The 21,886-nt window shown below is 56.9% G+C and carries 17 protein-coding genes; 6 read left to right on the top strand and 11 right to left on the bottom strand.

All coding sequences use genetic code 11. The features are described from left to right. Positions 1–7: 7 nt before the first annotated feature. From ACR0EO_RS13805 to ACR0EO_RS13790, 4 genes are all read right to left on the bottom strand, one after another. Complete coding sequence (locus ACR0EO_RS13805; protein WP_480690842.1) at positions 8–982, bottom strand: 2-dehydropantoate 2-reductase; 975 nt, start codon at positions 980–982, stop codon at positions 8–10. A 66-nt stretch (positions 983–1,048) separates the two neighbouring features. Beyond that, a complete protein-coding gene (locus ACR0EO_RS13800; RefSeq protein WP_480690841.1) occupies positions 1,049–2,011 on the bottom strand; it encodes a pirin family protein in 963 nt (320 codons plus the stop codon). A gap of 223 nt (positions 2,012–2,234) precedes the next feature. Further along, the gene (gene argF, locus ACR0EO_RS13795; protein WP_480690839.1) at positions 2,235–3,161 is read right to left on the bottom strand and encodes an ornithine carbamoyltransferase; all 927 of its coding nucleotides are present in this window, start codon (positions 3,159–3,161) and stop codon (positions 2,235–2,237) included. Positions 3,162–3,189: 28 nt separating this feature from the next. Further along, on the bottom strand, positions 3,190–4,377 hold the full coding sequence (locus ACR0EO_RS13790) for an acetylornithine transaminase (RefSeq protein WP_480690837.1): 1,188 nt from the start codon (positions 4,375–4,377) through the stop codon (positions 3,190–3,192). A gap of 292 nt (positions 4,378–4,669) precedes the next feature. Between ACR0EO_RS13790 and ACR0EO_RS13785 the strand changes: the two genes are divergently transcribed. Further along, complete coding sequence (locus ACR0EO_RS13785) at positions 4,670–5,560, top strand: DMT family transporter (protein WP_480690835.1); 891 nt, start codon at positions 4,670–4,672, stop codon at positions 5,558–5,560. Here ACR0EO_RS13785 and ACR0EO_RS13780 read toward each other — a convergent pair. Continuing rightward, positions 5,542–6,345 carry an ABC transporter permease gene (locus ACR0EO_RS13780; protein WP_480690833.1) on the bottom strand — a complete coding sequence of 268 codons (804 nt, stop codon included), beginning with the start codon at positions 6,343–6,345 and terminating at the stop codon, positions 5,542–5,544. The two genes, ACR0EO_RS13785 and ACR0EO_RS13780, sit on opposite strands and share 19 nt — an antisense overlap. A gap of 125 nt (positions 6,346–6,470) precedes the next feature. On the opposite strand from ACR0EO_RS13780, the gene ACR0EO_RS13775 reads away from it, so the two are divergent. Together ACR0EO_RS13775 and ACR0EO_RS13770 are read left to right on the top strand one after the other, a co-directional pair. Then, entirely contained in the window at positions 6,471–7,046 is a 576-nt protein-coding gene (locus ACR0EO_RS13775; RefSeq protein WP_170377923.1) for a GcrA family cell cycle regulator, read from the top strand. Between the two features lie 200 nt (positions 7,047–7,246). Beyond that, positions 7,247–7,936 (top strand): hypothetical protein, encoded by a 690-nt coding sequence (locus ACR0EO_RS13770; RefSeq protein ID WP_480690831.1) that lies wholly within the window; start codon positions 7,247–7,249, stop codon positions 7,934–7,936. 2 nt (positions 7,937–7,938) lie between these two features. Here the strand turns inward: ACR0EO_RS13770 and ACR0EO_RS13765 are convergent, their stop codons facing one another. Beyond that, a complete protein-coding gene (locus tag ACR0EO_RS13765) occupies positions 7,939–9,015 on the bottom strand; it encodes a DUF2235 domain-containing protein (RefSeq protein WP_480690829.1) in 1,077 nt (358 codons plus the stop codon). Further along, positions 8,993–11,284, bottom strand: a complete 2,292-nt coding sequence (locus ACR0EO_RS13760) for a xanthine dehydrogenase family protein molybdopterin-binding subunit (protein WP_480690827.1) — start codon at positions 11,282–11,284, stop codon at positions 8,993–8,995. The genes ACR0EO_RS13765 and ACR0EO_RS13760 overlap by 23 nt, the downstream gene beginning before the upstream one ends. Before the next feature lie 139 nt (positions 11,285–11,423). Between ACR0EO_RS13760 and ACR0EO_RS13755 the strand changes: the two genes are divergently transcribed. Both ACR0EO_RS13755 and ACR0EO_RS13750 read left to right on the top strand, forming a co-directional pair. Beyond that, positions 11,424–14,585, top strand: a complete 3,162-nt coding sequence (locus tag ACR0EO_RS13755; RefSeq protein ID WP_480690825.1) for a valine--tRNA ligase — start codon at positions 11,424–11,426, stop codon at positions 14,583–14,585. 129 nt (positions 14,586–14,714) lie between these two features. Beyond that, positions 14,715–15,872, top strand: coding sequence for a benzoate/H(+) symporter BenE family transporter (locus ACR0EO_RS13750; RefSeq protein WP_480690823.1), 1,158 nt, complete (start codon positions 14,715–14,717; stop codon positions 15,870–15,872). Between the two features lie 209 nt (positions 15,873–16,081). Here the strand turns inward: ACR0EO_RS13750 and ACR0EO_RS13745 are convergent, their stop codons facing one another. After that, complete coding sequence (locus ACR0EO_RS13745; protein WP_480690822.1) at positions 16,082–16,864, bottom strand: crotonase/enoyl-CoA hydratase family protein; 783 nt, start codon at positions 16,862–16,864, stop codon at positions 16,082–16,084. 151 nt (positions 16,865–17,015) lie between these two features. On the opposite strand from ACR0EO_RS13745, the gene ACR0EO_RS13740 reads away from it, so the two are divergent. Next, entirely contained in the window at positions 17,016–18,131 is a 1,116-nt protein-coding gene (locus ACR0EO_RS13740; protein WP_480690820.1) for a pyridoxal phosphate-dependent aminotransferase, read from the top strand. Positions 18,132–18,198: 67 nt separating this feature from the next. Here the strand turns inward: ACR0EO_RS13740 and ACR0EO_RS13735 are convergent, their stop codons facing one another. Genes ACR0EO_RS13735 through edd form a run of 3 tightly spaced genes read right to left on the bottom strand, consistent with a single transcriptional unit; the run spans position 18,199 to position 21,884 of the window. Further along, positions 18,199–19,389 carry a pyridoxal-phosphate-dependent aminotransferase family protein gene (locus tag ACR0EO_RS13735; RefSeq protein WP_480690818.1) on the bottom strand — a complete coding sequence of 397 codons (1,191 nt, stop codon included), beginning with the start codon at positions 19,387–19,389 and terminating at the stop codon, positions 18,199–18,201. A gap of 51 nt (positions 19,390–19,440) precedes the next feature. Beyond that, positions 19,441–20,076, bottom strand: a complete 636-nt coding sequence (locus ACR0EO_RS13730) for a bifunctional 4-hydroxy-2-oxoglutarate aldolase/2-dehydro-3-deoxy-phosphogluconate aldolase (RefSeq protein WP_480690816.1) — start codon at positions 20,074–20,076, stop codon at positions 19,441–19,443. 2 nt (positions 20,077–20,078) lie between these two features. Further along, positions 20,079–21,884, bottom strand: a complete 1,806-nt coding sequence (edd, locus tag ACR0EO_RS13725) for a phosphogluconate dehydratase (protein ID WP_480690814.1) — start codon at positions 21,882–21,884, stop codon at positions 20,079–20,081. Between the last annotated feature and the right edge of the window lie 2 nt (positions 21,885–21,886).

Genomic DNA, 21,886 nt, shown 5'->3' with positions numbered 1-21,886 from the left:
GCACGCTTCACCCCACTATCTGACTTGGCGAAAGCGGTTGCTTTGGGCCGCTTTCGATCAAAGCTTGAACTTTAGCGCAGATAGGAGTCGCCACGCCAAACTTGTTGCCGAGACGGATGACTTCTCCTTGCAGGCTATCGATTTCGGTCGATCTCCCCTCCATCAGATCATAGGCCATAGAGGTGCGTGCGCTTGGGTCGATCGTCAACATCCGGGCTGCAATCCGGGAAAAGACCGGGGTCGGCAAGCGCAATATATGAGGCGTCATCCAAGCAGGAAGCGGTGTCGTCGATGCAACCGAATGGCCCGCCGACTTGAGAACGGCCAGGGCCTCAGCCATCTGATCCGCCATCAGGCGGCGCCAATTTCGATCCAGCAACTGCTCTTTCAGGGTCAGGCCGGACAGCGCGTTCAGCGCATTGTTCAGATTGATCACAAGCTTGCCCCACTGGACCGCTTCGATTTCATCGCTCTCAACTACTGGGAGGGCGGGACTACTCAGATGTTGCCCCAATGCCCCGGGTCCACCTTGAATGACGATGTCGCCAGACGTTGCGCGGTGAAATCCTGCAACTCCGGACGGGACGACATTAAATGGCACCATCCCGGCGCGCACGTCATGGTTCGGCAGGGTCTCATGCAATACACGTCCATTTTCCATACCATTCTGCCAAGACAGTACAGGTACAGATTTGGGTGCATGACCCGCAATGTCAGCCGCAATCTGCGCCGTCGCGCCGGATTTGACGGTCACGACTACTAACTCAGCCTGGGCAAGGTATACGGGATCTGTAGTCAATTTCAGGTCTTGTGGCGCAATGTAACAATGCAGACCCGAGAAATCTGTAACGGTAAGGCCATTTTGTCGGATCGGGTTCAGAATGCGAGGGCGCCCAAGCAACGTGACCTCGTGCCCCGCATTCGCCAACAAAGCTCCGCAATAGCACCCAATGCTACCCGCGCCTGCGATCACGATCTTCATAGCCTGCCTCCCCTGCCATCAGGATTGCCGGGATCCTGAGCGCGGGCAAGACCATCTTACGTCTGGTCAGCGGGCCAATCGAGGACGGGTGCGCTCCAATTCTTGCGAGATCGGAATGAACTCTTGATCGTCCCCCGGCGGCAGATGGAAAGCGCCATTGGCCCAATCTGCCGTTTTCCATTCGCGCGTCGCAGTTTCAATCTTCTCTTTCGAAGACGAAACAAAGTTCCACCAGATATAGCGATCCTCGTTGAGGGTCGCCCCGCCAAGCAGCATCAGGCGTGCCCCTTTAGGCCCAGCTTTGACCGAAAGCTTATCGCCGGGGCGAAACACCATCATCCGACCTTCGTCAAAAGTGTCGCCTGCGATCTCAACTTGCCCCTGTGTGACGTATACACCTCGATCTTCGTGATCATCGGGGAGAGGAAAAGAGGCTCCGGGGTCAAGCACAACATCCAAATAGAAGGTTTCAGACAGCATATTAACCGGGCTGGCCTGACCATAAGCTGAACCAAGGATCAAACGGGCGCTCACCCCTTTGTCCTGAATATGCGGCAGATCCGCTTGTTTGTGGTGCTCAAAATCCGGTGCCATGTCCTCATGAGCTTCGGGCAGGGCAATCCAGGTCTGGATTCCAAACAAACTGTGTTTCTTCGCGCGTGTTTCGGCACTGGTGCGTTCGGAGTGGGTAACGCCACGACCAGCGACCATCCAGTTTACCTCGCCCGGGTAAATCATCTGATGGGTGCCGAGGCTGTCGCGGTGCTCGAACTCGCCCTGATAAAGATACGTTACAGTACCGAGTCCGATATGAGGGTGTGGACGTACGTCAATACCGCCTTCGGTGATGAATTCAGCAGGTCCCATTTGGTCAAAGAAAATGAAAGGGCCGACGAGCTGACGTTTGATCGAAGGCAGTGCACGGCGCACTTCAAACCCACCCAAGTCGCGGGCTCGGGGTATGATTAACGTCTCTAGCGCCGATTTATCCGATACACATTCCGGGCTGTGGGTTGGATTCCAACTCATGATTGCTCTCCTGCGACCAAACTTTCAGTGTTCACTAATGCAGAATATAGGCCGATTTTCTTTGAGGCCACCGGCATGAATGCACACTATGAGTGCGCTAGTCGCGCCTGAGTATTTAGAATTCAGGTCGGAGCACTTTTGCGAACGGTTGAGATACCAACACACAAAAGGCGAGCGTTTGCACACTCGCCTTATTTGGTTTCAGGACTTTAAGAAGCTTTAGTTAGACGCCAAGGCACCAGCGCATTACGGCTTTTTGCGCATGCAAGCGGTTCTCTGCCTCGTCAAAGATCACCGAGTTCGGCCCATCCATAACCTCAGACGTCGCCTCTTCCTCGCGGTGCGCAGGCAGGCAGTGCATGAACAGCGCATCAGGCTTGGCGTGAGACATCAGCTCAGTGTTTACCTGGTACGGGCGCAGCAGGTTGTGACGGCGTTCTTTGGCAGATTGGGAATCGTGCATTGAGACCCAGGTGTCAGCAACGACGAGGTCAGCACCTTCCACCGCTTTGAAAGGGTCACGTTCAACAACGATTTTTGAACCTTTTTGGCGGGCAAAGCCCATGAATTCCTCTTCCGGATCGAACTGCGCCGGGCCGGTAAAGGTCAGGTCAAACCCGAACTGCCCAGCCGCATGCAAGAACGATGCGCAGACGTTGTTGCCGTCTCCTGTCCAGACAACCTTTTTTCCTGCGATCGGGCCGCGATGCTCCTCGAATGTCAGCACATCGGCCATGATTTGGCATGGGTGAGTGCGGTCTGTCAGGCCGTTGATAACTGGCACGTCCGAATACTCGGCCATCTCGGTCAGGATGGTTTCATCAAACGTCCGGATCATGATCATATCGACATAGCGCGACAGAACTCGGGCGGTGTCGGCGATTGTTTCACCATGGCCCAGCTGCATGTCCTTTCCGGACAAAACCATAGTCTCGCCGCCCATCTGGCGCACACCAACGTCAAAGGACACCCGTGTCCGGGTCGAAGGCTTTTCAAAGATCAGGGCCACCATGCGCCCGGCCAAGGGCTGCTCTTCGTCCAAGGCTGCTTTGGGCAGCCCAAGACGGGCCTGCTTCATCGCGCCGGCCTGATCAATCATGTTCCGCAGTTCACCCGCGTCGGTTTTGTGGATATCGAGGAAGTGGTTCATTTCATTTCACTTTTCATTCGGGTGAATCTCAGGCCGTAGCCAGGTTGCTTTCGACTTTAGCGGCGGTCTTCTCAAGACGGATCAACGCTTGTGCGATGTCATCTTCTGTCAGGGTAAGGGGAGGCAACAAACGGATCACATTATCGGCGGCAGGAACGGTGATAACTCCGTTGTCATAACCCGCATTCACCACGTCGATATTGGTTGGCTTACACTTCAAACCCAACATCAGGCCCGAACCCCGAACCTCTTCGAAAACCTCGGGATGGTCGGCGACCAACCCTTCCAGTTTTTGACGCAACAAGCCTGACTTGCGATTCACACCCTCAAGAAAAGCAGGCGTTGCCACCTGATCGATAACCGCACAGCCAACTGCGCAGCCCAGCGGGTTACCGCCATATGTTGACCCATGGGTGCCTGCTGTCATACCGCTCGCAGCGTCCTCTGTGGCCAAAACAGCACCCAATGGGAAGCCACCGCCGATCCCTTTGGCGACCATCATGACGTCCGGTTTGATCCCTGACCATTCATGCGCAAACAGCTTGCCGGTCCGTCCGACGCCGCACTGCACCTCATCAAGGATCAAGAGCAAACCATTCTCGTCGCAGATCTGACGGAGGGCTTTGAGCTCGGCATCAGGCACCGGACGGATACCGCCTTCACCCTGTACCGGCTCGATCAGGATAGCCGCAGTGTTTTCGGTGATCGCATTGGTTACGCCGTCAAGATCGCCGAATGTGACGTGCACAAAGCCGGGCAACAGTGGGCCAAACCCTTTGGTCATCTTTTCCGACCCCGCCGCCGCAATACCAGCAGAGGAACGACCGTGAAACGAGCCGCTAAAGGTGATGATCTCAACCTTTTCGGGCTGGTTTTTGTCATAGAAGTATTTGCGAGCCATTTTCACGGCCAGCTCGCAGGATTCAGTGCCCGAATTCGTAAAAAACACCGTGTCAGCGAATGTGTGCTCGACCAGCTTGTCCGCCAGCGCTTGTTGCTGAGGGATTTGGTAGAGGTTCGAAACATGCCACAACGCATGTGCCTGCTCGGTCAGCGCAGCTACTAGCGCCGGATGCGCATGGCCCAGTGCGTTCACCGCGATCCCAGCGCCGAGGTCCAGAAAACGTCGGCCGTCCGCCTCGGTCAGCCAAGCGCCTTCGCCCTTCACAAAAGTCAGGGGCGCACGATTATAAGTCGGCAGAACGGACGGGATCATCGGATCATCCTTTTCGATATGTTGAGCCCCGTGAGTGATACACGAAGGCAGGGTTCGTCAACTGATTTGGTGGAAAGTGCGCGGATTCTAAGCGCACATAAGATCAAACGGGCCGATTACGCAGCAATGCGTCGGCGTCGGAGTCGCAGGATATTTGCGTTTTTGATCATGACCGCGCGTATAGCGAGGCGCGGACCGTCTGAAAACCCTGAAAATTCCGTTGTCCGAAATTTCATCATGAGACGTTGTTTCTGACTTGCTATTTGGCTGTCGCTGGCCCACCGCTAAGGCCATGCCCCCTGTGCGCCAAAACCCCACCCTTGCGGCCTTGTTGATTGTTTCTGCCAGCGCATTTATCGCGGGCACAACTTTGCTTGCCAAAGCACTTGGAACGGACACGTTAGGTCCGGCACTGCATCCAATGCAGATCAGTCACGGGCGATTTCTGTTTGCCTTTCTGGTGATCGTAAGTGCGGTAGGCATCATGCGCCCGCAATTACGCCGGCCACACTGGGGGCTCCACGTTGGACGGACGAGCTTTGGCTGGGTGGGCATCACCTTAATGTTTGCTTCCGTGGCCTTCATCCCCATCGCAGACGCGACCGCAATCTCGTTTCTGAACCCGGTTTTTGCGATGGTTCTGGCAATCCCACTTCTTAAAGAAGGGGTCGGCCCGTGGCGATGGCTGGCGGCTGCTGTAGCTTTGGCCGGAGCTTTAATTCTGTTGCGCCCGACACCGGATAGCTTTCAGCCTGCGGCCCTGTTGGCTCTGGCCGCTGCCGCTTCGATTGGAATGGAACTAATTTTCATCAAGAAACTCTCCGGCCGGGAAATTCCGATTCAGATCCTGCTGATCAATAACGCGATGGGCTTAACGATCGCCTCGGTCGCGGTCAGCTTTGTGTTTCAAATGCCTACGCCCGCCCAATGGGCGGCACTGGCGGGAATCGGCGTACTAATGGCGTGCGCTCAGGCATGCTTTGTTAATGGCATGGCCCGAGCCGACGCTTCGTTCGTTGCCCCGATCAGCTATGCGACTCTGATCTTTGCGGCTTTTTATGATTTCATAGCGTTCGACGTGGTACCAGACTCAGTCAGCCAAATCGGATCCGCCATTATTCTGGCGGGCGGATTGATTCTGGTTTGGCGGGAAACACGGCAGCGTCAGGCCTTGAGACGATAACCTGTACGCAACATCTGCCATGTGATTGTACCAACCACGAGCGTTGCGCCCGTGCAGAAGACCATGCCCAACCACGGTGAGCTGTCAGACACACCGATCATTCCATAGCGCAGTCCGTCAATCAGGTAGAAGACCGGATTCAGGTGGCTCAACTTGTTGAGCAACGGAGGCAAAGCCTCGACCGAGTAGAAGGTGCCTGACAAAAAGGCCAGCGGCGTTACGATGAAGTTGGTGATCGCCGCCATTTGGTCGAATTTATTAGCGAAAATCCCTGCAAACAAACCCAACGCTCCCATGAAAGCGGCACCGAGGATCACGAAGATCAGGGTAATAAACGGATTCTGTGGAGCAATAGACAGGAAAAGCAGAAACGCACTGGCAACAACGAAGGCAATCAAAACACCACGGGCGATACCGCCAGCGAGATAGCCCAAAAGGATTTCTAGCGGAGACAACGGCGGCATCAAGGTATCCACAATATTCCCTTGAACCTTGGCGATAATGATCGAGGACGAGGTATTGGCGAACGCATTCTGGATGACCGTCATCATCATGATCCCCGGTGCGAGAAAGACCAGGAACGGTACACCCATCACATCCGGCCGCCCTGGCCCGATAGCGATGGTGAAGATCAATAGAAACAATCCTGCGGTAACCAACGGCGCCAGCAAGGTCTGCGTCCAGACAGCCAGAAACCGCAGGGTTTCACGTTTGGCCAGCGTGTAGAGGCCCATCCAATTGACCGCACCGAAACGGCGCGCGTCCTGATCCATAAGATTCTGCATGTCTGCCCCATAGCTGATTCGAAGACCGCTTGTAACTCGGACCACAGAGATTAAAATAGGGCGCTGAGACGAATTCCCAAGGCGGCCCGAATCGGGGGCCGCTTTCCGCTTTTGAAAGGCAACCCATGTCCTGGACTGACGAGCGCGTAGAACTTCTTAAGAAAATGTGGGGCGAGGGCCAATCGGCAAGCCAGATCGCCAAGGAATTGGGCGGTGTGACCCGCAACGCCGTGATCGGCAAGGTGCATCGCCTGGGCCTGTCAAACCGCGCAACCGGTGCTACTCCGGCCAAAGCCGAGCCCAAGGAAAAACCGGCGCCCGCGCCCAAAGCCGAGGCAAAGCCAAAACCAGCACCCAAAACAGAACCGGCCCGTCCGGCCCCTGCCCCAGCGGCCGAGGCGAAACCAGCCGTTCCTGCCCGCCGTCAGATCATTCCGGCCGGGCAACCGCTGCCTCCGCAACCCTCAGCCAACGAAATCAGCCCCGAAGCTCTGGCCAAGGTCAACGAGGTTGAGAAAAAGGCTAAGAAGCTGACGCTGATGGAGTTGACTGAGAAAACCTGTAAATGGCCCGTCGGAGACCCCGCAACCGAGGATTTCTGGTTCTGCGGCCTGCCCGTTGAAGCTGGCAAACCTTATTGCGAGGCACATGTGGGCGTAGCCTTCCAGCCCATGAGCTCGCGCCGCGACCGTCGGCGGTAACTTCCTGAGCGTGATGCGCACCAGTATTGTCGGTGTTTGCATCAGGCTAAACACTGGATAAATCTATAAGCTGGCTGTCCAATTTAAATGAGTGGGTGGCCAGCTTTTTTTGTTGCCTCTAGAAAGTTTCAGATATTAACCCGCATTTGAGACTTAGAATACTTTTCTGGGCCTACGCAGCATTGATCTTTGCGGCGTACATGCAACCGCTGAACCCTGCGGTTTTCTCCAAGAACCTTCTCGGGCACACTGCGCCCCTTCATGCCAAGGTTATGTACGTTTCCGCCTGGCTCGCACCACTTGTCCCTGCGGTTGTTGGTTGTGCTGCGCTGTTAGGCACGCGTCAAATCGCAAGGAACATTGCGCGCGTTCTCGCGTTTTTAGCCTTGGCCTACGGCCTTTTTCTCACCCTCGCGTCGTCAGTTTTTTCACTTGGGTCTAACACACAGTATGTTCACGGCATCACGCTAACGATTGCCGTAGCTTCCAGCATTCTCATCTGGTCGGGAAGCGAGGGCAAAACGCGTCCTCCCCGCGTCGCGAAGGCTGGTGTCTTGATTTCGGCACTTGCAGCACTTTGGTCTGTGCTCACAGTGCCAATGGTCCTGATCCAAGCCCAAGCAATCTCGGAGGGGTTTCCCTATTGTATTGGTCGCCATCAGGCGGATTCACCGGTCACCACCCTATCCGAATTGCGTGGGTTTGCGTTCTACACTGAAAAAACAGGATATAAGTCCACGTCAGAATGGTTCTTTCACGGCGTTATGCTTGTTGACCACCCCGAAGGTCAGAAAGCTTACAACTGGTCCCCAAGACGGTGGCGGTTTGATTTGGTCAATGAACCAGACAAATTAATCGAATCCGTCGGAAACGTCTGCGTTCCGACCTGACCCTACTGAGCTGGGTGAGACGGCAAATCCGGCATCGGCACCCACCCCGGCAGATCATCAGGTGAGACTGAGACATGCAGGCGTTCGGATTGATCTCGTCCAATCTTACGGTGTTTACGCAGCAGGAAAATCTTGCCCCACCCGCGCCAGGTTCCAACAGAAGGCGCTGTCGTTGAGGTGGGGAAACGATCGCGCCAGCCTTCGGGCAAAGGCAGCCCGTGCAACTCGGCCTTGTCCAACATCCAGATCAGGGAAATGTTGCTAAGGGGACGTGCTTCTTCGAATCCATTCAATTGCCCCCCTACATCTCCGTGAGTGCCGCGAAACCAGACCTGCTCGACGTGACCTTTAAAATCAGGTGTACATTTCCACAGCACAGGTTCGAACACCTCACGCGTTTCGTCCAATGCCATGGCGTGGTAACCATGTCGGGTGGCCGGACCCAACTGATGGTTGTGAAAGGCGTGCCGTTCCTCGGCCCAGCGCCACAAAAGCGGAAGGCGCAAACCTAGCGCCTTGACCGTGTCCCAGACCCCAACCATCTCAATTGCCACTTCTTCGTGGCAAAACTGACGACGAAAAGCGGCGGCGGCTTTGCCGTTGGCGTTACACTCGTAATGGCGGTATGCCTGTTTGATGTTTCGGACGGTTGCATGCTCAGCCTTGAGCAAACCAATGATGTCGATGACACCAGCCAAGCTGCGCACGCCATAAGCACCGCGTGAATAACCAATGAAATAGATGCGATCACCGGGTTTGTATCGCGATGCAAGATAACCGTATGCGCGGCGAATTTGGCGATTGATACCGCGCCCCATCATGACATCCAGTGAAGATTTCCAATTATCCCACTGCACTCCGGACTCATAAAAGACCGATACTCTGCTGCCCATTTCATTACACAGGCGCAGCGTCTGACCCGCATGGGTTTCGAAACCGGGCTCCAGCGTCGACATAGTGCCATCAAGGATAATAACGTGACTAATTGGTTCGCGATGCAATCCTTCGGCCGAGTGCTCGGACCGGAGAGGCCGCCCGAGCCATCCCAGTACCTTTTTACTCAGCCGCGTCAGAAACATGTGTCAACAATTCCCATACTCTGAGGGGCGTGAACGGCATATCTGCCTGCCGCACCCCGTAATCCCAAAGCGCATCCTGCACTGCGTTTGCCACCGCAGCCAGCGCGCCTACGGTGCCGGCTTCTCCGCATCCTTTCATCCCCATCGGGTTTGAAGTTGACGGAACCGGCGCCGAGGTAAACTTTATCATGGGTATCTCAGTGGCACGGGGCAAGGCATAATCCATCAACGAAGCCGTGAGCAGTTGCCCCTGAGCATCATGTACTACACGTTCACTTAACGCTTGACCGATGCCTTGAACCACGCCGCCGTGCACTTGCCCCTCAGCCAGCATCGGGTTGATAAGATTGCCGAAATCATCAACGACCGTATAGCGGTCCACCCATGTTTCGCCGGTGTAAGAATCGATAACGATTTCGGCAACATGTGCGCCATTGGGATAGCTGCGAGCATCGAGGTTGGCACGCGCCTGATGTTGCAGCAAATCGGTACGGCCATCCGCACGGGCCATTTCAGCGGCCTCGGTCAATGTCGGTGTCAGGTTCGACCCTGGGGCGCGGAAGGTTTCATGATCAAAACTCACCTCGCGCTCATCTACGCCCATCTTATCGGCCAGATAGGGTGTGAAAGCCGCGATCATGACGTCAATGGTGGCCAGAGTCGCCGTACTTTGCACAGTGACCGAGCGTGAACCGCCGGTACCTCCGCCATGGGGCAGTTGATCGCTATCACCTTGCACCACGTTTATTCGATCCATCGGAATCCCGGTCTGATCCGACAGGAAATGGGTGTACACTGTCTCATGTCCCTGACCGTTGGATTGGGTGCCGACATATAGATTCACTGTCCCGTCCTCACAGAACTCAACCTTCGCATTCTCAGAAGGGTCGCCCAGAATACTTTCGATATAGTAACAAAGGCCCTGACCTCGGATTAGTCCGCGTTCGGCGTCAGCAGCCTTGCGTTCAGCAAAACCGCGGGTTTGGCTGTCGGCCAGCCTGAGAACCATGTCAAAATCACCTACGTCATAGGTCTCGGCCGTTGCGGTCGTGTAAGGAAAGCTCTCTGGTTTGATGAAGTTCTTTCGTCGCAGTTCCCAAGGGTCGACCCCCAATTCACGGGCTGCACGGTCCATCACGCGTTCCAACACATAGATTGCCTCGGGCCGGCCGGCACCGCGATAGGCGTCCACTTGCGTGGTGTTGGTATAAAAACCTTCAACCCGTAAATATGTGTTTTGCACGTCATAGACGCCCATCAACACCTTGCTGAACAGGTTTGTTTGAATCGCCTGTCCAAAGTGGCTGTTGTAGGCACCAAGGTTCACCTTGCTATGTACGCGATAGGCCGTAATCCGATGATCTTTGTCAAAAGCCAGTTCGGCCAGCGAGGTCAGATCTCGACCATGATGATCAGACAGCATCGCCTCGGATCTATCTGACATCCAATGTACGGGGTGGCCCAATTTCATCGCAGCGCCTGCTACACAGAAATACTCAGGGTACGGCATCACCTTCATGCCAAAACCACCGCCCACATCTGGAGTGGTGACGCGGATGGCCTCGGGTTCCAGTTTCAGCTTCTGCGCCATCTGCGCCCTCATGGCCCAGACACCTTGCCCTCCGTAGGCAAAGTGCAAACGCCCATCGGACCATTGCGCCTGACAACCGCGTGGCTCGATCGAGGTAATGATCACCCGGTTGTCTTCCACATTCAGAGAAACCGTATGAGCAGCGTTCTCAAAAGCGGCCTCGACTGCGGCCTCATCGCCCAGCCCCCAATCAAACGCACGATTGTCGGGAGCTTCTTCGTGCAGCGGCTCGCCTCCGGCATCGACATCCAGCTTGGTAGGCAGACCTTCGGTTTCCATCCATATCAGCTCAACCGCATCACGCGCCTGCATCTCGGTCTCAGCGATCACCACCGCGACTGGCTCACCGACAAACCTCACGCGGTCCTTGGCTAACATATGACGATCTGGAGCCGCCGCCTTCGATCCATCCCGGTTAGTCACTGTCGCGGCATTCAGAACCGTGTCGATTCCTGCATCGGCGAGATCATCCAGCGTCATTACCAAATGCACCCCGTCCGCCTGACGGGCAGCGTCCAAATCCAGAGTGGTGATCCGCCCATGCGCGACAGGGCTGCGAAAGAACGCAGCAACCAGCGCTCCGCTTGGAACGTCATCATCCATGTACTTTCCCTGCCCGGTCAAAAAGCGCTGATCTTCGGTCCGTTTAACCGGCTGGCTCTTTCCGAACTTTTCCATGGGATGCTCCTGTCGCTGCCTCAAAGGCGACATTAGGCTGCGGTAGATCGTTGTCCAGAGCACGCGCAGACCCTTCCCCTTCCTGCACGCATTCGTTATTGCAGGCGCTGACCCGAGATTGATGACGCAGGACGCACCCATGGCGATGGAAAAGACATTCAACGCGGCCGAGGCCGAGGCCCGCATTTATGAAGCCTGGGAACAGGCCGGAGCCTTCAAGGCAGGCGCGAACAAATCGCGCGACGAAAGCTTTACCATCATGATCCCGCCGCCCAACGTGACAGGCGCGCTGCACGTTGGCCATGCGTTCAACAACACGCTGCAGGACATCCTGATCCGCTGGCACCGGATGCGCGGGTTCGACACGCTATGGCAGCCCGGTCAAGACCACGCGGGCATCGCCACTCAGATGCAGGTCGAAAAGATGCTGGCCGCCACCCAGCAGCCCGGTCGGCGCGAGCTGGGCCGCGAGAAGTTCCTTGAGAAAGTCTGGGAATGGAAAGGCGAATACGGCGGCACGATCATCGAGCAGTTGAAACGTTTGGGCTCCTCCTGTGACTGGTCGCGTAACGCCTTTACCATGGCCGGTGCGGCAGGTGACCCGCGCACGGGGCACGAGAACTCGGCCAACTTCCACGACGCGGTCATCAAGGTCTTCGTCGACATGTACGAAAAGGGCCTGATCTATCGCGGTAAGCGTCTGGTCAACTGGGACCCGCATTTCGAGACCGCGATCTCGGACCTTGAGGTCGAGAATATCGAAGTCGCGGGCCACATGTGGCACTTCAAATACCCACTCGCCGGCGGCGAAACCTATACCTACGTCGAAAAGGACGAGGACGGGAACGTCATCCTCGAGGAAGAGCGCGACTATATCTCGATCGCCACGACCCGACCCGAAACCATGCTGGGCGACGGCGCGGTTGCAGTTCATCCGTCAGATGAGCGTTACGCGCCCATCGTCGGCAAGCTCTGCGAAATCCCGGTTGGCCCGAAAGAGCATCGCCGTCAGATTCCGATCATCACCGATGACTATCCCGATCCTGATTTCGGCTCGGGCGCGGTGAAGATCACTGGTGCGCATGACTTCAACGACAACATGGTCGCCAAGCGCGGCGGCATTCCGATGTACCGCCTGATGGACACCAAAGGCGCGATGCGGGCTGACGGTGCACCTTACGCCGACGAAGCAGGCAAGGCGCAGGAATATGCGCGTGGGCGTGAGTTCACCGAGAACGAGATCGACGCGATTAACCTTGTTCCCGATCACCTGCGTGGGCTGGACCGGTTCGAAGCGCGTGCGAAGGTCGTCGAAGAGATTACCAATGACGGTCTGGCCGTAATGTGCCGCGCCGATGATGCGCGCCTGGGATCAACCGCTCTGAAACCCGAGCATGAAGGTGCGGACAAGCTTGTGCCGCTGGTCGAAAGCAAACCAATTATGCAGCCCTTCGGCGACCGCTCAAAAGTCGTGATCGAGCCGATGTTCACCGACCAGTGGTTCGTTGATGCTGCCAAGGTTGTTGGCCCCGCGCTGGATGCGGTCAAGGACGGCACGGTTAAGATCATCCCCGAGTCGGGCGAGAAGACCTATTACCACTGGCTGGAAAACATCGAGCCCTGGTGCATCTCGCGCCAGCTATGGTGGGGGCATCAGATTCCGGTTTGGTATGGCCTCGATCTCTCGGCTGAGAACTTCAAGGATGACGAAAACGACGGCGACCTTGATTTGGTCGAGCTGGGCCGCTTGCTGAACGAAGGCGGCATGCTACACCGTGGCAATGTCATGGAATGTGCCGCGAGCCTTGAGGCTGTCACCGAAAAATTTCTCGACGACAACGCAAACATTCCGAGCCCGCTGAGCCACGCGACCGTTATCGAAGTCGCTGATAAGCAGGCAGCGATCCATCAATTCGCCGAGAGCCTTGCTCAGTACGCGGTCGAACAAGACCCGACCAAGCTGGTCTATCCGGTCTGGCGCGACCCCGACGTTCTGGACACTTGGTTCTCTTCCGGCCTCTGGCCGATCGGCACGCTGGGCTGGCCCGAGCAAACCGAGGAGCTGGAACGGTACTTCCCCACGGACGTTCTGATTACCGGCTTTGACATCCTGTTCTTCTGGGTCGCCCGGATGATGATGATGCAACTGGCTGTGGTCGATCAGATCCCTTTCCACACCGTCTACCTGCACCAGCTCGTCCGCGACGAGAAGGGCAAGAAAATGTCCAAGACCACCGGCAACGTAATCGACCCGCTGGAGATCGTGGACGAATTCGGCGCCGACGCGCTGCGCTTCACCAACGCCTCTATGGCGGCGATAGGCGGTGTGTTGAAACTGTCCAAGGAGCGCATCACTGGTTACCGGAACTTCGGCACCAAGCTGTGGAACGCCGTTCGTTTTGCCGAGATGAACGAGGTCTTCACCGACGCCGTCCCACAACTGGATGTGGCTGACTTGAAACCCAAAGCCGCCGTGAACCGTTGGATCATTGGCGAAACCGCCCGCGTTCGTGAAGAAGTCGACGCAGCGCTGGAAAGCTATCGTTTCAACGACGCGGCCAACGGGCTTTATGCCTTTGTCTGGGGCAAGGTCTGCGACTGGTACGTGGAGCTGTCGAAACCTCTGCTTCAAGGCGATGACGCCGAAGCACAGGCCGAAACCCGCGCGACCATGCGCTGGGTTCTGGATCAGTGCATGGTCCTGCTGCACCCGATCATGCCCTTTGTCACCGAAGAGCTGTGGGGCCTGACCGGCAACCGCGCTAAGATGGTTGTTCACGCCGACTGGCCGAGCTACTCCGCCGCGGATCTGGTGGATGCCGACGCGGATCGTGAGATGAACTGGGTGATTTCGGTGATCGAAAACACTCGTTCAGCGCGCGCGCAGATGCGTGTTCCGGCTGGCCTTTATGTGCCAATGCTGGTGACCGCGATCGATGATCACGGCCAAGCCGCATGGGATCGCAACGAAGCGTTGATCAAACGTCTGGCACGGATCGATAGCCTGACCAAGGCAGACGAACTGCCCAAAGGCACAATCTCGATCGCCGCCCCTGGCGCGTCCTTTGGCCTGCCGCTGGCGGACATCATCGATATCGGCGCGGAAAAAGAGCGGCTGGAGAAAGCCAAGGGCAAACTGGCTAAGGAACTGGGCGGTTTGCGCGGTCGCTTGAACAACCCGAAATTCGTGGCCTCGGCCCCGGAAGAGGTTGTCGCAGAAGCCAAAGCCAACCTCGCCGCTCGCGAAGAGGAAGAGGCCAAATTGAACGAAGCTCTGGCCCGCCTGGCCGAGATCGCCTGACCTTTATCTCTCCCTAAACACATCAACCCCACCGCCAAACCAGCGGTGGGGTTTTCTTTTGCCCAAGGGACTTGTCCCCGCCGCTAAACCCTTGTTAGCAAGTGAGGGTTCATCCCCCCTGAGGTTCCAATGGCGTGCGCAGTCCCACCGTTTCAAACTGTCTCCACCGGGCTTGTGGTCGCCATTGTAGGCTTCTTCAGTTCGTTCCCAATTGTCTTGCAAGGTCTGGCTGCGATGGGGGCCTCGGCATCCGAGTCCGCATCGGGTCTGATGATGGCTGCGATTGCAATGGGCCTGACGGCCATAGCGCTCAGCCTCTGGTACCGGCAACCTATCAGCGTGGCATGGTCGACCCCGGGTGTAGCCTTACTAGCCGTTACGGCGACCCCCGCGGCAGGCTTCTCTGAGGCAGTCGGTGCGTTTCTTTGTGCAGGGGCCCTTACGATACTTGCTGGTCTTTGGCGACCGCTTGGGCGTTTGGCAGCTGCGATCCCTACAACTCTCGCCCAGGCGATGTTGGGCGGCGTTCTGTTGCCGCTGTGTATCGTACCCTTCAAAGCCGCCGTAGATTTACCTTGGCAAGCGTTGCCGGTGATCCTGACTTGGTTCATCGCGGGACGGATCAATCGCCTGTTCGCCGTTCCTGCGGCTGTGGTCGCCGCAGCGATCGTAGTTGTGCTCAACTCTGGCGACTCTTCTGTGGCTCCGTCCCATTTCATCGCGGCGCCAGTATTGACCATGCCGACCTTCTCGTTAGCCTCAATCATCGGCATCGGCATTCCCCTGTTCATCGTCACAATGGCCACTCAAAACATCCCGGGAATCGCGGTGATGCGCAGCTTTGGGTACACACCTGCCCCGGGTCGGTTGTTCTCTTCGGTCGGGACAGCCAGCATCCTGTCTGCTCCTTTCGGCGCCCCTGCCACCTGTCTCGCCGCGATCACTGCTGCGATGTGTTCGAACGAAGACAGCCACCCTGACCCGGATCAGCGCTATTGGTCAGCAGTTATGGGAGGCGTGTTTTATTGTCTGTTTGGGGTCTTCGCCGTAGCAATCACTGGTTTCGCCGTACATGCCGATCCATTGCTGATGGGGACACTAACCGGCATCGCACTGATTGGCGTCCTGGCCAATGCCACCCACGCGGCGCTGGAAGTGCCCGCCGAACGCGAAGCCGCGATCCTGACCTTTGCCATCACAGCCTCTGGAATTTCAGTGTTTGGTTTGGGCGCTGCTGTTTGGGGGTTATTGGCCGGCGGCATCGCCTATCTCGTGACCAAAAGATAGGCATAAGGTCTAGCTTTAATCCCCTGCTAAGGTCCGGTTGTGAATTGAGGTTGAGTTTTCTCAGGGTCTTTTGCATTCGCAAACTGACAACCGAACGATTGTTGAACCACCTAACGACGGGCTTTGCACCCGAAAAGATGCCATGTTGAAGCGTACTATCTCATTCAAGGGCTTGGATTAAACGACCAGTCGATTCAGTAGTAGATCGTTCATTTGAATTCGGGTTTGCGGCCCTGCATCTGCGCCATCACGACCTCCATCTGATCGGGCTTTCCAATCAGTTCGACCTGCTCGGCGGACTCTTCTAACAAGACCTCGGCACGTGTTTTGGTTTCGCCCACTTCGATCAAGCGTTTGGCTGCACGTATGGCGGATGGGCTTTTGCCCGCGATGTCCTCAGCCAAAGCCAGGGCCTCGGTCAGTGGGTCATCCGAAAGCTTGGTAACCAAACCCCACTCGGCCGCCTGCTGCGCTCCTATGGGACGCGCGGTGTAGGTCAGCAAGCGCAGCACGTCCGACCGTACCAAATGGGGCAACAGAACCATGCCACCCATATCAGGAATGATGCCCCATTTCATCTCCATCACAGCCAGCTTGCTTTCAGGATGTGCAATTCGGACATCTGCGCCCAGCGCGATCTGCAAACCACCGCCGTAAGCAGCACCCTGAATGGCGCAGATCACCGGCACGGGTACGCGCCGCCACGTAAGCGCCAGTTCCTGCATTTCGTTGGCGTCCGAATGACTGCGGGTCATCAGCCATTCTGTCGGATCCATATGCGCCATCTTGGCAAAACTCGCCATATCGAGCCCGGCACAGAAGCTTTTGCCCTCCCCGGAAAGCACAACGGCGCGGGCATCCGAAGCGGCAACCTCTTGCCCTGCAGACAGGATGGCCTTGATCATGGCATCGTCCAGCGCGTTCATCTTGTCACCACGGGTCAGCGTGACATGGGCGATGTGATCTTTGTATTCGACGGATACGCGTGACATGCGGGCCTCCCAATTCATGTTGCACCAACCATGCCCGGAAGGCTTGCCAAGTTCCAGTTCAACGTCGGGGCAGTTTTTCGGATGCAGTGACAGAAGCAATTCCTTGCACCTCACGGTTGCCCGGCACGCAGCCTAACGTTTATCTGGTCGCATGACCGAACCACGTTACACCCCGCTTACGCTCTCTTTGCCCGCAACCGTGCCATTTGTTGGCCCTGAAACACAGGAGCGTCAGCGTGGCGCGCCATTTGTGGCGCGACTGGGCGCGAACGAAAGCGTTTTTGGTCCATCTCCCCTTGCGATTGAAGCGATGCAGAACGCCGCGCAAGAAATTTGGATGTACGGTGACCCGGAAAACCATGACTTGCGCCAAGCTTTGGCAAATCACCACAGGATCAGCGCTGAGAACATCGTGGTGGGTGAGGGAATCGACGGCCTTTTGGGGTACTTGGTGCGATTGATCGTCGGGCCGGGTGATGCGGTTGTAACCTCAGACGGTGCGTATCCGACCTTCAACTATCACGTCGCGGGTTACGGCGGTGTATTGCACAAGGTGCCGTATCGCGACGATCACGAAGATCCGAAGGCTTTGTTTGCCAAAGCCGCTGAAACCAACGCCAAACTTGTGTATCTGGCCAACCCTGACAACCCCATGGGCAGCTGGCATTCCGGCGAAGACATCGTCTCAGCAATGGACACCTTGCCAGACGGCTGCCTGTTGGTTCTTGACGAGGCTTACGTTGAATGCGCGCCAGAAGGAACAGCCGCGCCAGTAACGCCTGATGATCCCCGCGTGATACGGATGCGGACATTCTCTAAGGTCTATGGCATGGCTGGGGCGCGAGTTGGTTACGCGATAGCCGAGCCAGGGCTGATTTCGGCCTTCAACAAAGTGCGGAACCATTTCGGAATGAACCGCGCGGCGCAAGCAGGTGCGTTGGCAGCGTTGCAGGATGCCAAATGGTTGGATCACGTCCAGACGCAGATCACCGAAGCCCGTGAACGAATTGCTCAAATCGCGCAGAACAATGGTCTCTCTCCGTTGCCATCTGCCACAAATTTCGTGTCAATCGACTGTGGGCGGGATGGGGCATTTGCGAAGTCAGTGCTGGATTCTCTAGTCCGCCAAGGCATCTTTGTCAGAATGCCGTTTGCAGCTCCACAAAATAGGTGCATTCGCGTCAGTTGTGGCTCAACAGAAGATCTAAATGCCTTCGAAGCGGCTCTGCCTCGAGCACTTGAAGACGCCTCAGCAGAACCATCGTGACTGATCATGGTCCAAGAGGCCAAACAGGCCTCTCGGACTTGGCTTTAAGGCCGGTGTCGGCGAAATCTTAACTGGCCAAAACGGCTGCGGCCGCTTCAAGGGCGCGGTTCCCACGGGGAATATCCAGAGCGGCCATGGCTGTCTCGACGCTCCCCAGCATTGCCATCACCATCTGGCCGTTAACGTGCCCCATATGGCCAAGACGGAAATACCCGTCCCAGTCCTCCATCCCCAAGCCGATGCCCAAGGTCAGACCCAGTTGGCTCTCGGTGTATCCACGCAGTTTGGTACCGCGGCCTTCGGTCAGGCGCAAAGTTGTCACCGCGTGGCTACGATTGGCGTGGTCAGCGACGTTGAGATGAAGCGCACCGCCCTCGGACCAAACTTCGCATGCTTTCCAAACGGCGTTGGCCAGCTTTTCGTGACGGGTCCAGACGTTTTCCATGCCCTCGGCGTGAATCATGTCTAGCGCAGCGCGCAAACCATACAGATGATGCGTCGGCGCAGTACCATTGAAGAACTGGTAGAACAGATCGGGATTTGCGCGCGGCTGCCAGTCCCAGTACTGCGATACGCGCGGCATCGTGGCGCGTTTGGCCTGTGCTTTGTCATTGAAGAAAACAAAGCCAACACCCGCCGGAGTCATGAGCCCCTTTTGACAGGCAGTAACCATAACATCGACACCCCAAGCATCCATTTCAAACCGGTCACAGCCCAAGGATGCAATGCAATCGGCCATCAGCAAAGCCGGGTGTTTCAGTTCATCCAGTAGTGACCGCAAGGCCGGGATATCGTTTCGTATCGAACTGGAAGTATCCACATGTACGGCCAGAACGGCCTTGATCTCATGCGCGATGTCTGCGCGCAGAGCGTCCGCGACTTGCTCCAGGTCCCAGGTCGATGCGGATCCAAAATCAATCAACTGAACGTTTGCACCAATGCCCTTGGCCATCTCGGCCCATCCATGAGTGAACAGACCTGACGAGGGCGCCAAGACCGTTTCTCCCGGAGCGATTACGTTAGAAAGCGCGGCCTCCCACGTACCGTGACCGTTAGAGATGTAGATGGCGACACTATGCTCGGTTCGGGCGACGCGACACAAATCACGGGTCAGAGTGGGCATCATTTCAATCAGTTCGCCGTCATAAATATTTGGAGACGGTCGATGCATCGCCTGCAATACCGCATCCGGCATTACTGATGGGCCTGGAATAGCCAGATACTCGCGCCCACGCACGATAGAGAGTTGGTTTGTCATGGGATCAACCTGTTTGAATTGCCGCCCACCCTAGCGCGGCAACAGGCCGCGTCAATCCATCAGTCTGGATGCCTCGCGGGCAAGTGTTTCAATTCCTGCCCAATCCCCCTCTTGCACCATCTGTTTCGGAGCAACCCAGCTTCCGCCAGCGCAGACTACGTTCGACAATGACAGATAATCCCGCGCATTCGACGGAGAGACCCCACCGGTCGGACAGAACTTAATCTGCGGCAAAGGCGCGCCTATGGCCTTCAGCGCGGGGGCACCGCCCGAGGCTTCGGCGGGAAAGAACTTGAGCATGTCGTACCCTTGCTCAAGAAGGCGCATAGCCTCGCTTGCGGTGGCGGCACCGGGTAGTAAAGGCAAACCCTCGGCCTCACATGCAGCGATCAGCGCGTCTGTCGCACCAGGCGAGACCCCGAATTGCGCACCCGCTTCCTTCGCAGCCCGAACATCTTGTGGGGTGACCAGTGTGCCGGCACCGACAACACCGCCCGGTACACGGGCCATCGCTCGGATCGCATCCAAGGCTGCGGGTGTACGCAGAGTAACTTCAAGCGCGGGCAATCCACCTGCAACCAAGGCTTCGGCCAACGGGCCTGCATGCGTTGCGTCATCAACTACCAAAACGGGCACGATTGGGGCCAGTTCGCAGATTTCGCGAGTACGTTGGGTTTTAGAAGACATCACTACGCTCCGAAAATACTGGCACCGGCATCGGCCGAACCGACGGCATTGCGGAAAACGCCGAACAGATCGCGCCCGACGCCATGTTGATTTGCCGAAAGATCGGCTTTCGCTGGCGCGCGATCCAGAACGCCTTCTGTCAGGATCTCTAAATCGCCCTTCTTTGCATCAACCCTTACAACATCACCGTCTTGCAGATAGGCGATTGCACCGCCATCCAGTGCTTCGGGACAAACGTGGATTGCAGCAGGGACTTTACCTGAAGCGCCAGACATCCGACCATCGGTAACCAAGGCCACTTTTTGCCCTCGCCCTTGCAGGATCGAGAGCATCGGGGTCAGGGAGTGCAGTTCCGGCATTCCGTTGGCTTTTGGCCCTTGGAACCGAACAACCACGACGACATCGCCGGTGAATTCGCCGGCTTTGAACGCTGCTTTAACTTCGTCTTGGTCGTGGAACACACGAACCGGAGCTTCGACCACTTGATGTTCGGGGGCAACGGCCGAAACCTTCATGACCGCTGTGCCCAGATTGCCGGTGAGCCGCGACAGACCGCCGGTCGGCTGGAACGGGTCCTTGGCAGAACGAACGATCTTTTCGTTCAGGCTATGACCAGCACCTTCCTCCCACACAAGTTCATCGCCAATCAGCTTGGGTTCCTTGGTGTAGTTGTGCAGACCCTGCCCCGCTACGGTCAGGGTGTCAGGATGCAGAAGCCCGTCTTCTAACAGTGTTCCGATACAGTAACCCAGGCCCCCGGCTGCGTGGAAGTGGTTCACGTCCGCCAAACCGTTGGGGTAGACCCGTGCAACCAGCGGTACAACGGCCGAAATATCTGAAAAATCCTGCCAGTCCAATACGATACCGCCCGCTCGCGCCATAGCGATGAGATGGATCAGCAAGTTTGTTGACCCACCGGTGGCCATCAACCCAACGATGCCGTTCACAAAGGCACGTTCGTCGAGCACCTTGTACACAGGCGTATAATCGTTACCCAACGCACTCAGCGACAAGGCTCGGAGTGCGCCTTCTTCGGTCAGGGCGTCGCGCATTGGCGTATTCGGGTTCACGAAACTGGCACCCGGCAGATGCAGGCCCATAAACTCCATCAGCATCTGGTTGGAATTGGCGGTTCCATAAAACGTACAGGTTCCAGGCCCGTGGTAAGCCGCCATTTCCGCCGCCATGAGCGCGTCACGGCCCACTTCTCCGGCAGCGAACTGCTGGCGAACCTTAGCTTTTTCGTCATTCGGCAAACCGCTGGTCATCGGCCCAGCCGGCAAGAAGACTGCTGGTATGTGCCCAAACGTCTGCGCGCCGATGACAAGGCCCGGCACGATTTTATCGCAGACGCCGAGGTATACGGCTGCGTCATATGTGTTGTGGCTCAACGCAACACCCGTAGCCAAGGCAATTACATCGCGGGAAAACAGCGAAAGTTCCATTCCCGCCTCACCCTGTGTAACGCCGTCACACATAGCGGGCACTCCGCCTGCGACCTGCGCTGTACCACCCGCTTCACGGATCGCCTGACGGATCAGTTCGGGATAGCGTTCGAAAGGTTGGTGAGCCGAGAGCATGTCATTGTAAGCCGTGACAATACCCAGGTTCCCCGCGGTCCCCTTTGCCATTGATTGCTGATCCTCGCCCGCCCCTGCATAAGCGTGAGCTTGGCCGCTACAGGACAGATGCGCCCGGGCGGGGCCTTTGGATTTGGCCTGCTCCATTCGCTCTATGTGCGGGCCGCGCAAATCCGCGCTGCGGTCGATGATCCGTTTCGTAACATCGGTGATGACTGCGTGAACCATGA

This window comes from Ruegeria sp. BE9 (genome assembly GCF_056538765.1).
This window is presented reverse-complemented; position numbering and strand designations above follow the sequence as displayed.